Source organism: Nonomuraea sp. NPDC052265, from assembly GCF_044547985.1.
Taxonomy (GTDB): Bacteria; Actinomycetota; Actinomycetes; order Streptosporangiales; family Streptosporangiaceae; genus Nonomuraea.
Window position 1 is genome coordinate 556,760 of sequence record NZ_JBIUBJ010000002.1, and the last position, 12,219, is coordinate 568,978.

A 12,219-nucleotide genomic window follows, 5' to 3' on the forward strand; every position below is an offset into this window, starting at 1 on the left:
CCTTATTGTGCTCTCCGACATTGTCCGGAAGACGTCGCCGCTGGTCAGGCGGAAGATTGAGGTGGGTTCGCGGTGTTCAGGTGGAAGCTGCACGGCGACGGGAGACATCTGACGCCGGGAGAGGTCGTCAAGCCTGACGAGCGGCTCTCCTGGCCCAGGATGGTGGGCATCGGCGCCCAGCACGTCATCGCCATGTTCGGCGCGACGTTCGTGTTCCCGCTGGTCATGGGGCTCGACGCGAACCTCGCCGTGATGATGTCCGGCGTCGCGACGATCCTGTTCCTGCTCATCGTCAAGGGCAGGATCCCCAGCTACGTCGGGTCGAGCGCGTCCTTCGTGGGGGCCGTGGTGGCGATCAGGGCGGCCGGGGGCGGCGACGCGACCGTCACCGGCGCGCTGCTCGCCGTCGGCGTCGTGCTGGGCCTGTGCGGGCTGGCCATCCACCTGCTGGGCGTGCAGATCATCCACCGCGTCTTCCCGCCGATCGTCACCGGCGGCGTGGTGATGCTGATCGGGTTCGGCATGGCCTACGTCGCGGCCGACGTCTACTGGCCCAAGGACCCGTGGGTGGCGCTGCTGACGATGGCGGCCACGTTCGTGTTCATCGGGGTCTTCAAGGGCTTCCTCGGGCGGATCGGCGTGCTGCTCGGCCTGGTCTTCGGGTTCGTGCTGTCGTGGGTCTGGGACGTGGTGGGCGGCAAGATCCTGTCCCCCGACGCCACCGGCAAGGTGACCGAGCACTTCCGCGTCGACCTCCAGGGCGTCGCCAAGGCCGACTGGATCGGCCTGCCGTCCCTGCACGGTCCCGTGTTCGAGGTGTCGGCGATCGTGCTGGTGCTGCCGGTCGTGATCGCGCTCATCGCCGAGAACGTCGGCCACGTCAAGGCCGTCGGCGAGATGACCGGCGCGGACGTCGACGGCTACATGGGCCGCGCCATCATGGCCGACGGCGTCGGCACCGTGGTCGCCACCTCGGTCGGCGGCCCGGCCACCACCACGTACGCCGAGAACATCGGCGTCATGGCGGCCACCAAGGTCTACTCCACGGCCGCCTACTACATCGCGGCCGTCATCGCGATCCTGTTCGGCCTGTGCCCCAAGTTCGGCGCGCTCGTGGCCGCGACCCCCGACGGCGTGCTCGGCGGCGTCACCACCATCCTGTACGGCATGATCGGCCTGCTCGGCGCCAAGATCTGGGTCGAGAACAAGGTGAACCTGTCCGACCCGGTCAACCTGGTCCCGGTGGGCGCGGGCATCATCTGCGCCATCGGGCCGGTCGCGTTCCCGATCACCAGCACGTTCTCCCTCAGCGGCATCGCGCTCGGCACGATCGTGCTGCTCGCCGGCTACCACCTGCTGCGCGCCACGCGCCGCGAACCGGTGCCCGAAACCGGCCGATAACCCCGCTCTGACCGGCCGGCGACCCGCCCGTACGAGAGGTTCGCTCTGGTGATCGCGGGAGATTTGGCAGATCATGCCCGTGTAGCCGCCTCGCAGCGGTCCTAATGTGCCCGCAAAGGCACGGTCGCCGGCCCGGAAGAGAGGGCGCAGATGGTTTTCGGATGGACCAGACACGGTGACGGCAGGCATCTGGCGCCCGGCGAGGTGGTCAGGCCCGACGAGCGGCTGAGCTGGCCGCGCATGATCGGCTTCGGCGCCCAGCACGTGATCGCGATGTTCGGCGCCACGTTCGTGTTCCCGCTGGTCATGGGGCTCGACCCGAACGTCGCCGTGATGATGTCCGGCGTCGCGACGATCATGTTCCTGCTGATCGTGAAGGGCAAGGTGCCCAGCTATCTGGGCACCAGCGCGTCGTTCGTCGGCGGCGTGTTCGCCATCAGGGCCGCCGTCGGCACCGACCAGTCCGTCGCGGACGCCGTCGTGACCGGCTCGATCCTGGTGGCCGGGCTCGTGCTGGCGCTTGCGGGGCTGGCCGTGCACGTGCTCGGGGTGCAGATCATCCACCGGGTCTTCCCGCCCGTCGTCACCGGCGCGGTGGTGATGCTCATCGGGTTCGGGCTGGCGTACGTGGTCGCCGACGTCTACTGGGGGCAGGACCAGTGGGTGGCGCTGGTCACGATGCTGGTGACGTTCGTGGTGATCGTGGCGTTCAAGGGGTTCGCCGGGCGCGTCGGGGTGCTGATCGGGCTGGTCACCGGGTTCGTGTTGTCCTGGGTGCTGGACCGGGTGGCCGGGCCGGTCACCTCCGTGCTGCCCGGCCAGAACCTGCGCGACGCGGCCGGCGCGCCCTGCCCGGCCGAGGGCACGTACTGCGTGGCCACGGCCTTCCCGCACGACCGGGTCGGCTTCGACGCCGTGGCCAAGGCCGACTGGTTCGGGCTGCCGGACTTCCACGCGCCCGACTTCCGCTTCTCCGCCGTCCTGCTCGTGCTGCCCGCGGTGATCGCGCTCATCGCCGAGAACGTCGGCCACGTCAAGGCCGTCGGCGAGATGACCGGCACCGACGTCGACCCCTACATCGGCCGGGCGATCATCGCCGACGGCACCGCCACCGTTGTCGCCAGCGCCGTCGGCGGCTCGCCCACGACCACCTACGCCGAGAACATCGGCGTCATGGCCGCCACCAAGGTCTACTCCACGGCCGCCTACTACATCGCCGGTGTGATCGCGATCCTGTTCGGCCTGTGCCCCAAGTTCGGCGCGCTGGTCGCCGCCACGCCGGGCGGCGTGCTCGGCGGCGTCACCGTCATCCTGTACGGCATGATCGGACTACTCGGCGCCAAGATCTGGATCGAGAACCGGGTGGATTTCGCCGACCCGGTCAACATGGTCCCGATCGGCGCGGGCATCATCCTGGCGATCGGACCGGTGACGCACATGATCGGCGGAGACTTCTCCCTGGAAGGCATCGCGCTCGGCACCGTCGTGGTGGTGGGCGGCTACCACCTGCTGCGGGTCATCGCCGGGCGCTCACCGCGGCCGGCCCCGGGCGAGGCCGGGTGAAACCGCCGCCGTTCACCTACCACGCGCCCCGCGACCTCGGCGCGGCGCTGCGGACGCTCGCGGAGGTAGGCGGCAAGGTGCTGGCCGGCGGCCAGAGCCTGATCCCCATGCTCAACATGCGGCTGGCCGCCCCGGAGCACGTCGTCGACATCAACCGCCTGGCCGCCCTGGACGCGGTGGAGGCGGGCGGCGACGGGGTGCGCGTGGGCGCGCTGGCCCGGCACTCGCGGGTGGCCCGGTCCGGCGCGCACCCGCTGCTGACGAAGGCGCTGCGGCTGGTCGCCCACCCCGTGATCCGCAACCGGGGCACGGTCGTCGGGAGCCTGGTGCACGCCGATCCCGCCGCCGAACTGCCCGCGGTGCTGGCCGTCCTGGGCGGCTCGGTACGGCTGGCCCGCTGGACGCCCGCCGGGATCACCGAGCGGGACGTGCCGGCCCGGAAGTTCTTCGTCGGGCCCATGGAGTCCGACGTCCGCCCGGACGAGCTGGCCGTGTCGGCGTACTTCCCGGCGCTCGGCGGACGGGCGGGGACGGCGTTCGAGGAGGTGTCCCGGCGGCACGGCGACTACGCCCTGGCCGGCGTCTGCGCCGTGGTCATCTTCGACGACGACCTGCGGATCGCCGCGGCCAGGGTCGCCTGCGTCGGCGTGGGCCCGGTCCCCGTCCTGATGGACGTGACGCGCGAGTGCGGCCGCCGGACGGCCGCCGGCGTGGACTGGTCCGCCGTCGCGCGGACCGTGCGGGAGGGCACCGACCCCGAGGGGGACATCCACGCCACCGCCGCCTACCGGCGGCACCTGGTGGGCGTGCTGGCCGAACGGGCACTGCGCGAGGCGGCACGGGAGGGGACGGCGACCGGTGGAACATGAGATCACGCTGACCGTGAACGGCACGGCCAGGCGGGTCGGCGTCCCCGGACGCCGCCTGCTGTCCGACTGCCTGCGCCACGACCTGGGCCTGACCGGCACCCACGTCGGCTGCGAGCACGGCGTCTGCGGCTGCTGCACGGTGCTGCTCGACGGCGAGCCGATCCGGTCGTGCCTGACGTTCGCGGTCACCGTGGACGGGCGCGAGATCACCACCGTCGAGGGCCTGGCCGGCCCGGACGGGCTCTCGCCGGTGCAGCGGGCCTTCGCCGAGTGCCACGGCCTGCAGTGCGGCTTCTGCACCCCTGGTTTCCTGTGCACGGTCACCGCCCTGCTGGCCGACAACCCGGCGCCCACGCACGAGGAGGTGCTCGAAGGCGTCTCCGGCAACCTGTGCCGGTGCACCGGCTACCAGAACATCGTCAAGGCCGTCCACCGCGCCGCCGAGCTGCTGGCGGAGGAGTCATGAGCCCGGCCCCGGCCGGTGGGCCGCGTGCGGAGGTGTCATGAGCACCAGACTGTTCGGTGAGCCGGTGCGGCGGCGGGAGGACCCGAGGCTGCTCACCGGCCAGGGCCGCTACCTCGACGACCTCGGCCGCGACGCGCTCGCCGCCGCCTTCGTCAGGTCGCCCCACGCCCACGCCCGCGTCGGCGACATCGACGTGTCCGCCGCGCTCGACGTCCCGGGCCTGGTCGCGATCTACACCTGGGAGGACCTGCCCGAGCGGGTCGGCCGGCCGCTGCCGCTGCTCATCCCGCACCCGGCGCTCACCCACGGGCGCACGGCGTACCCGCTTGCCAGGGAGGTCGTCCGGCACGTGGGCGAGCCCGTGGTCATGGTCGTGGCCGCCGACAGGTACGCCGCCGAGGACGCCTGCGCGCTCATCGAGGTCGCCTACGAGCCGCTCAAGCCGGTCGTCGGCCTGGCCGAGGCGGTGCAGGGCGCCCAGCTCGTGCACGAGGACGTGCCGGGGAACGTGGGGGCGCACCTCGTCCAGGAGGTGCCGGGGGCCGACGGCAGGGGCGCGCGCGAGGCCGTCGAGGACGCGCCGCACACGCTGGCCTTCCGGCTCGACATCGAGCGCAGCGCCAGCACGCCGCTGGAGGGACGCGGCGTGCACGCCCGCTGGGACGGCCGCGACCTGCGCGTCCACTCCAGCACCCAGACCTCCACCAGCGTGCGCATGGCCGTCGCCGCCGCGCTCGGGCTGCCGCTGCCGCAGGTCGAGGTGATCGCGCCGGACGTCGGCGGCGGCTTCGGCGTCAAGATCGTGCACCCGTGGCCGGAGGAGATCCTGGTGCCGTGGGCCGCGATGACGCTCGGCCGCGAGATCAAGTGGACGGAGGACCGCAGGGAGCACTTCATCTCCTCCGCCCACGAACGCGCCCAGATCCACCACGTACGCGTGGGCTTCGACGACGACGGCCGCGTCCTGGGCCTGGACGTGACGATCCTGCACGACCACGGCGCCTACACGCCGTACGGGATCATCGTCCCGATCGTCACCTCCACGCAGTTGCTGGGGCCGTACAAGCCGGGGGCCTACCGGGTCGAGTTCACCGCGGTCTACACCAACACCGTGCAGGTCACGCCCTATCGCGGGGCCGGCCGTCCGCAGGGCGTGTTCTGCATGGAGCGGACCATGGACAAGATCGCCCGCCATCTGGGCAAGGACCGGACCGAGGTGCGCGCGGCCAACTTCATCCGGCCCGAGGAGTTCCCGTACGACCAGGGGATGACGTTCCAGGACGGCCGCCCGCTCATCTACGACAGCGGGAACTACCCGGAGATGCTCCGCATGATCAAGGAGCTGATCGGCTGGGACTCCTTCGAGCGGCGTCCCGGCCGGGGGATCGGCATCGGCTGCTACGTCGAGGGCACGGGGGTCGGCCCGTACGAGGGCGGGCACGTGCAGATCACCTCCGACGGCCGGGTGCACGTCTCGACGGGCCTGACCTCCCAGGGGCAGGGCCACGAGACCGCCTTCGCCCAGATCGCCGCCGCCGAGCTGGGCGTGCCCATCGACCGCGTCAGCGTGGTCACCGGCGACACCCGCAGGTTCGGGTACGCGGTGGGCACCTTCGCCTCCCGCGCCGCCGTCGTCAGCGGCAACGCCATCGCCCTGGCCTGCCGGAAGGTCAAGGAGAAGGCGCTGCGCATCGCGGCCGACGCGCTGGAGGCCGACCCGGCCGACCTGGAGATCGACGAGGGCATGGTGCACGTCGTCGGCGCGCCGACCGCCGCGATCCCGCTCTCGACGGTGGCGGTGCTGGCCAACCCGCTGCGGTACGCCTTCGACGAGGAGACGGCCAAGGCGACCCAGTTCTCCGGCGTGGCCGACCCGTCCCGCCCGCCGGTGGCCGAGGGCGACGAGCCGGGCCTGGAAGGGCGCGGCTACTACTCGCCGATCAGGTCCACGTTCGCCTCCGGCATGCACGCGGCCGTCGTCGAGACCGACCCGGACACCGCCGAGATCAAGGTCGTCAGGTACGCCGTCGTGCACGACTGCGGCCGGCTGATCAACCCGATGATCGTGGAGGGGCAGATCCACGGGGGAGTGGCCCAGGGCATCGGCGGCGCCCTGTACGAGCGCATGGAGTACGACGTCCACGGCCAGCTCGTCAACGCCTCCTTCATGGACTTCCTCATGCCGTACGCCACCGAGATCCCCCCGATCGAGACCGCCCACCTGGAGACGCCCTCGCCGCTCAACCCGCTCGGCATCAAGGGCGCGGGCGAGGCCGGCGTGATCCCGGTGTCGGCGGTCATCGCCTCGGCGATCGAGGACGCCGAGGGCATCGAGATCGACCGCATGCCCATCTCGCCGTCGGACCTGTTCGGGCTGCGTATGCGATGATCTGCGGCATGCGTGCGCCCGGCACCGGCCTGACCGGCTTCCCCGACGTCCCCGACGACGTGCGGACGATCGACCTGGCCTGGAACGAGATCACGCACGTGCCCGGCCGGGTGGCCGGGCTCGCCTCGCTGGAGGAGCTGCGGCTCGACGGCAACCGGCTGCGCGAGCTGCCCGAACTGTCCGGTCTGACCGCGCTGCGCGCCCTGCACCTCGACGGCAACGAGCTGAGCGAGGTCCCCGCCTGCCCGCCCGGCCTGGAGGTGCTGTTCCTCTACGGCAACCGGATCGAGCGCCTTCCCGGCGACCTCGGCCCGCGCCTGCGCCACCTGGCGCTCGGCGGCAACCGGCTGACCTCCGTGCCCGCCGCGCTGTGGAAGCTGACCGCGCTCGAATCCCTCAACCTCGCCGAGAACGCCCTCACCGAGATCCCGCCGGACATCGGCGGCCTGACCCGGCTGCGCATGCTCGACCTCGGCCACAACCGGCTCGCCTCGATCCCGCCCGAGGTGGGCGACCTGCCGCTCACCGACTACCTCTACCTGAGCGACAACGGCCTCACCGACGTCCCGGCCGCGCTCGGCCGCCTCGACCGGCTGGCCTACCTCAACCTGACCGACAACCGGCTGACCAGGCTCCCGGACGCGCTCGGGTCGATGACGTCGCTGGTGGAGCTGCGCCTGTACAACAACCGGCTGGAGACGCTGCCGGAGACCGTCGGCGGGCTCGGCAGCCTGCGCGAGCTGCACGCGCAGGGCAACCGGCTGACCCGGCTGCCCGCCTCCCTCGCGGCGCTGACCGCCTTGCGCGTGCTCGACCTGCGCGACAACCACCTGAGCGAGCTGCCCGCGCTGCCGTCCGGCCTCACCCATCTCGACCTGCGCAACAACCGGCTGCGCGAGCTGCCCGCCTCGGTCGCGGCGCTGACCGGCCTGCGCAAGCTCGACCTGCGCTGGAACAAGCTCTACGACGATCCGCCGGTGCTCGACCTGCTGCGCGCCCGGGGCTGCGTCGTCCTGCGCTGAACCGGCGCGGGCGGCCGTGCGTACCTCCGCACATGACGACATTTCCACGTCTGGCCGTGCTCGCGCTGCTGGCCGGCCTGGTCGCCGCCTGCTCCTCCGGGGGCGGCTCGGCGGCGGCCGGCCCGAGCGCCCCGCGGGCGGCGGCGCCCCAGACCGTCGAGCAGCTCGCCGCCAAGGTCGGCTGCAAGCCGCGCATGCAGGTCGACGCCGCCGAGATCCGTACGGGCTACTGCCGGACCGCCGACGGCCAGTTCTTCGTCACGACGTTCGCCAGCCAGTCCGGCAAGGACGCCTGGATGGACGCCGCACCCGAGTACAACCCCCACCTGGTGGGCAACCTGTGGACCGTGCTGTCCAGCCGCAAGGTGCTGGAGCTGCTGAAGGAACGGCTCGGCGGCGACCTCCACCTGAAGGACCATCGCACGAACCAGATGCGCAAGGTCGGTTAGCGAAGCCCTACGCCGCCGTCAGGATGACCCGCCTGCGGAACACCCAGTACGTCCAGCCCTGGTAGACCAGCACGAACGGCAGCGTGATCAGCCCGATCCAGCTCAGCATCGTCAGCGTGTACGGCCCCGAGGCCGCCCGCGCCAGCGTCAGCCCCGGCAGCGGCGAGACGCGCAGCTCGATGAAGACCGCCAGCGTGGCCAGCACGATGCCCGCGGCCGTCGCGCCGAACGCCCAGCCCTCCCTGCGCCGCCAGATCAGCGCCGCCGCGGCGGCCAGCGCGGCCATGGCGGCCAGGGCGGGCAGCGAGCCCAGGTTCGACAGGGCCAGCACGGCGACCGGGATGGCCACCGCCGCCGCGGCCATGGCGGCGGTCCTGGCCCGGCGGCGCACCGGGCCGGTGGTCCGCAGCGCGAGGAAGACCGCGCCGTGCAGCACGCAGAGCGTCAGCGTGAACGCCCCGCCGAGCAGGGCCGCCGGGCCGCTGTCGAACAGCACGTCGGCGAAGATCGCGCCCCACAGGAACGCCGGGAGGCCGCTGCCGACCAGGATGCCGACGTCGCACCAGATCGGGTTGGCGACCTTGCCGCGCCATTCCAGCCCGACGCCGCGCACGATCAGGCCGACCAGGATGAGCGTGACGGGCAGGTAGAACGCGCTGAACAGGCCGGAGTACCAGGCGGGGAACGCGGCGAACATGGCGCCGACCGCCGTGATCAGCCACACCTCGTTGCCGTCCCAGACCGGGCCGATGGTCTGCAGGCTCTGGCGCTGCTCGGCGGCGTTCCTGCTCAGCAGCGGCGCCAGCAGGCCGACGCCGAAGTCGAAGCCTTCGAGGACGAAGTACCCGGTCCAGAGGAAGGCGATGATGACGAACCACAGGTTGATCATGGTCTGGTCCCTCTAGTACATCAGCGACGGTTCGAGCGGCTGCGCCTCGGGAGCGGGCTGCCGCTCCTCGACGCCCTTGCGTACGTGCTTGGCCAGCAGGACGACCTCGGCCACGGCCAGGCCGCCGTACAGGAGCGTGAAGACGGTCAGCGAGATGGCGACCTCGGCCAGGGTCACGCCGGGCGAGACGCTGGAGGCGGTCAGCAGCTCGCCGGCTACCGTCCACGGCTGGCGGCCGATCTCGCTCAGCAGCCAGCCCGCGATCACCGCGGCGAACGGCAGCGGCAGCGCCATCAGCAGCGCCCGCGCCAGCCAGGACGGCACCTCGCGCCTGCGCCGGGTCAGCCAGAGGCCGAGCAGCGCGAGCCCCGCCGTGGCCATGCCGAACACGATCATCACGCGGAACGACCAGAACACGATCGTCTGGTCGGGCCGGTAGTCGCCGGGGCCGAACTGCTGCTCGAAGCGCTTCTGCAGGTCCTCGGTGCCCTGGACGGTGGCGTTGAGGTCGTTGGTGGCCAGGAAGCTGAGCACCTTCGGGATCTCGATGCCGGGCGCGAGGGAGAAGGCCGCCCCGGCGGTGTCGTGCTCCAGGCCCTCGGCCGAGGCCAGCTTCATGGGCTGCTGCTCGTACATCAGCTTGGCCGACATGTCGCCGGTGCCCGCGACGACCGCCCCCGCGATCGCCGTCATGACCAGCGCGCCCCGGGCGGCGCTGCGCCACATCGGCGCGCGCGTCCGCAGCAGCCAGTAGCCGCTCACCGCCAGCACGAACCCGCCCGCCACGATGAACGCCGCCCCGATGACGTGGGGCACCTGCGTGACCGCCGTGGAGTTGGTCAGCACCGCCCACAGGTCGGTCATCCTGGCCTTGCCGTCCACGACCTCGTAGCCGACCGGGTGCTTCATCCAGGCGTTCGCCGCGAGGATGAAGTAGGCCGACAGGTTGGACCCGATGGCGGCGGCCCAGATGCTGGCCAGGTGCGCCTTCTTCGGCAGCCGGTCCCAGCCGAAGATCCACAGGCCGAGGAACGTGGACTCCATGAAGAAGGCCAGCAGCGCCTCCATGGCCAGCGGGGCGCCGAACACGTCACCGACGAACGTGGAGTACTCACTCCAGTTCATGCCGAACTGGAACTCCTGCACGATGCCGGTCACCACGCCCATGGCGAAGTTGATCAGGAACAGCTTCCCGAAGAACTTCGTGAGCCTGAGGTAGTGCTCCTTGCCCGTACGGTGCCAGGCCGTCTGCAGGCCCGCCACGAAGATGCCCAGACCGATGGTCAGGGGCACGAACAAGAAGTGGTACACGGTGGTGACCCCGAACTGCCACCGTGCCAGGTCAAGCGCGTCCATCGATCCCCACCCGCTCATTGCTCTACAAGCTGTAGTACTTCTACCTGTAGTAGTACTACAGGCCGTAGAGCATCGCGATGCGACGTTGGTCACATCCCCCGGTTCTGCCTACTTTTCGAGGATCCCGTACGAGTACGTCCCGGCGCGTCACCCGCCGGGCGGATCGCTGCCTACCCCGCCCGGCGGACCCCGCCGGCGGCGTCCAGATAGGCCTGGAGATTGCCCAGCTCGAAGCCGCGCCGCCGGATCTTGTCGATCAGCACCCGGAAGTCGGCCGCCAGGTTGGGGCGGAAGTGCAGGAGCAGGATGTCGCCGGGACGCAGGCGCTTGTCGGGAACCTGGTAGGCGATCTTGCCGCCCGGCTGGACGGTGGCCGTCCACAACAGCACGGCCTTCACCCCGCACCGCCGGGCGGCCCGCAGCGTGTCGGTGTTGTAGCTGCCGAACGGCGGCCGGAACAGCGCCGGCCGGGTCCCGATCTCCTTCCTGACCACCTGCGCCGAGCCGCAGATCTCGCGGCGCTGGCCGTCGAAGGGCAGGCGGCGGAGGTCGGGGTGGGTCAGGGTGTGGTTCTCGACGGGCACGTGGAGGTCGCGGAGCCGCCGGAAGTAGTCCCACTTGCCGGCGCCCACGTAGCGGCCGGGGCCGCCCGCCGGGTCGGGGCTGCCCATGGCCTCGACCGCGTCGCGCATGGCGAAGGCGGTGATGGGGACGCGCCGGTCGCGTACCAGCTTGACGAAGCCGGGGTCCTGCTCCCAGCCGTCGTCGATGGTCAGGAAGACGACCTTGCGCCTGGTGGGGATCGAGCTGATCACCGGGGGCAGGCCGTTCTCGCCCCTGATCGGGCCCACCTCGCCCGCGCGCGGCAGCGCACCCGGCGGGCCCTGCGGGGTGGGCCGGGGAGTGCGGACGCCGGTCGCGGACGGCTTCGCCGAAGGCCCCGGCCCGACGCCGCCCGTCGTCCCGCCCGGCGCGCACCCGGCGGCCAGCGCCACCAGCACCCCGGCGAGCACGGCCGGCCCCAGCCCGCCACGCCCGGCCCCGTCCCCGACCGCTCCACGCCCCCAGCACATGGAGCACCATCTTGCCAGCCCTGATCCGCACGACGCGTCGCCCGACTGGCAGGTCTTGCCCTTAACCAGCCGCTCACCGATGCCTAGAGTGGCCGCATGAAGGTGGCGGGCAGCGCCGTGATCGGCGTACAACGTGATCGAGTGTGGGCCGCGCTCCAGGACCCGGCGGTGCTCGTACGCACCATCCCGGGCTGCGAGCGCCTGGAGGAGACCGGGCCGGACACCTACAGGATGACGGTCAACGCGGGCGTGGCGTCCGTCAAGGGCGTCTACCAGGGGGAGGTGGCGCTGGCCGAGCCGCACGCGCCCGAGAGCTTCACCCTGCGGGCGCGCGGGCAGGGCGCGCCCGGCACGGTCGAGGCCACCGTCCTGGTGCGCCTGAGCGAGATCGACGGCGGCACCCGGGTGGACTACGACGCCGACGCGGTGATCGGCGGGATGATCGGCGGCGTCGGTCAGCGCATGCTCGGCTCGGTGGCCAGACGCACGGCGGGGGAGTTCTTCTCCGCCGTCGAGGACCACCTCTGCGCCCCGCCGCCCGCCGCTCCGGAGCCGCCCGCCGCCGCACCCGCCCAGGCCGCTCCCACGGTCTTCGAACGGCCCCCGGGGCAACATGCCGAGAGCCGCCCGTGGGCGCTGCTGGCCTCCTTCGGCCTGGGCGCGGGCGTCGCGCTCACCGGCGTCGCCGTCGGCTGGCTGCTCGGCCGCGACGGACGCGGCCGGCGCGGCTGAGGGACGCGCC

General features: G+C 72.0%; 11 protein-coding genes. 8 read left to right on the plus strand and 3 right to left on the minus strand.

Annotation, left to right across the window (positions count from 1 at the left end; all coding sequences use genetic code 11):
* The first annotated feature begins 72 nt into the window (after positions 1-72).
* From ACIHAD_RS07760 to ACIHAD_RS07790, 7 genes are all read left to right on the plus strand, one after another.
* Positions 73-1,401, plus strand: a complete 1,329-nt coding sequence (locus ACIHAD_RS07760) for a uracil-xanthine permease family protein (protein ID WP_397353548.1) — start codon at positions 73-75, stop codon at positions 1,399-1,401.
* 150 nt (positions 1,402-1,551) lie between these two features.
* Positions 1,552-2,964, plus strand: coding sequence for a uracil-xanthine permease family protein (locus tag ACIHAD_RS07765; RefSeq protein WP_397353549.1), 1,413 nt, complete (start codon positions 1,552-1,554; stop codon positions 2,962-2,964).
* On the plus strand, positions 2,961-3,833 hold the full coding sequence (locus ACIHAD_RS07770) for an FAD binding domain-containing protein (protein WP_397353550.1): 873 nt from the start codon (positions 2,961-2,963) through the stop codon (positions 3,831-3,833). The genes ACIHAD_RS07765 and ACIHAD_RS07770 overlap by 4 nt, the downstream gene beginning before the upstream one ends.
* Positions 3,823-4,299, plus strand: coding sequence for a (2Fe-2S)-binding protein (locus tag ACIHAD_RS07775; protein WP_397353551.1), 477 nt, complete (start codon positions 3,823-3,825; stop codon positions 4,297-4,299). Before ACIHAD_RS07770 ends, ACIHAD_RS07775 begins: the two co-directional genes overlap by 11 nt.
* 37 nt (positions 4,300-4,336) lie before the next feature.
* A complete protein-coding gene (gene cutA / locus ACIHAD_RS07780; protein ID WP_397353552.1) occupies positions 4,337-6,688 on the plus strand; it encodes an aerobic carbon-monoxide dehydrogenase large subunit in 2,352 nt (783 codons plus the stop codon).
* Positions 6,689-6,696: 8 nt separating this feature from the next.
* Complete coding sequence (locus ACIHAD_RS07785; protein ID WP_397353553.1) at positions 6,697-7,710, plus strand: leucine-rich repeat domain-containing protein; 1,014 nt, start codon at positions 6,697-6,699, stop codon at positions 7,708-7,710.
* 32 nt (positions 7,711-7,742) lie between these two features.
* Positions 7,743-8,159: a hypothetical protein gene (locus ACIHAD_RS07790; protein WP_397353554.1), complete on the plus strand. Its 417-nt coding sequence runs from the start codon at positions 7,743-7,745 to the stop codon at positions 8,157-8,159.
* A 7-nt stretch (positions 8,160-8,166) separates the two neighbouring features.
* On the opposite strand, the gene cydB is transcribed toward ACIHAD_RS07790, so the two are convergent.
* The 3 genes from cydB to ACIHAD_RS07805 form a co-directional block, all read right to left on the minus strand.
* The gene (gene cydB / locus ACIHAD_RS07795) at positions 8,167-9,048 is read right to left on the minus strand and encodes a cytochrome d ubiquinol oxidase subunit II (RefSeq protein WP_397353555.1); all 882 of its coding nucleotides are present in this window, start codon (positions 9,046-9,048) and stop codon (positions 8,167-8,169) included.
* Positions 9,049-9,060: 12 nt separating this feature from the next.
* On the minus strand, positions 9,061-10,404 hold the full coding sequence (locus ACIHAD_RS07800; RefSeq protein ID WP_397353556.1) for a cytochrome ubiquinol oxidase subunit I: 1,344 nt from the start codon (positions 10,402-10,404) through the stop codon (positions 9,061-9,063).
* A 170-nt stretch (positions 10,405-10,574) separates the two neighbouring features.
* Complete coding sequence (locus tag ACIHAD_RS07805; protein WP_397353557.1) at positions 10,575-11,477, minus strand: polysaccharide deacetylase family protein; 903 nt, start codon at positions 11,475-11,477, stop codon at positions 10,575-10,577.
* A gap of 96 nt (positions 11,478-11,573) precedes the next feature.
* On the opposite strand from ACIHAD_RS07805, the gene ACIHAD_RS07810 reads away from it, so the two are divergent.
* Positions 11,574-12,209, plus strand: coding sequence for a carbon monoxide dehydrogenase subunit G (locus ACIHAD_RS07810; RefSeq protein ID WP_397353558.1), 636 nt, complete (start codon positions 11,574-11,576; stop codon positions 12,207-12,209).
* Positions 12,210-12,219 lie beyond the last annotated feature (10 nt).

Excerpts from the sequence above, each read along its gene's own strand:
- cutA (WP_397353552.1), top strand. The coding sequence starts at position 4,337 with ATGAGCACCAGACTGTTCGGTGAGCCGGTGCGGCGGCGGGAGGACCCG.
- ACIHAD_RS07790 (WP_397353554.1), top strand. The coding sequence starts at position 7,743 with ATGACGACATTTCCACGTCTGGCCGTGCTCGCGCTGCTGGCCGGCCTG.
- ACIHAD_RS07810 (WP_397353558.1), top strand. The coding sequence starts at position 11,574 with ATGAAGGTGGCGGGCAGCGCCGTGATCGGCGTACAACGTGATCGAGTG.
- ACIHAD_RS07800 (WP_397353556.1), bottom strand. The coding sequence starts at position 10,404 with ATGGACGCGCTTGACCTGGCACGGTGGCAGTTCGGGGTCACCACCGTG.
- ACIHAD_RS07765 (WP_397353549.1), top strand. The coding sequence starts at position 1,552 with ATGGTTTTCGGATGGACCAGACACGGTGACGGCAGGCATCTGGCGCCC.
- ACIHAD_RS07805 (WP_397353557.1), bottom strand. The coding sequence starts at position 11,477 with ATGTGCTGGGGGCGTGGAGCGGTCGGGGACGGGGCCGGGCGTGGCGGG.
- cydB (WP_397353555.1), bottom strand. The coding sequence starts at position 9,048 with ATGATCAACCTGTGGTTCGTCATCATCGCCTTCCTCTGGACCGGGTAC.
- ACIHAD_RS07785 (WP_397353553.1), top strand. The coding sequence starts at position 6,697 with ATGCGTGCGCCCGGCACCGGCCTGACCGGCTTCCCCGACGTCCCCGAC.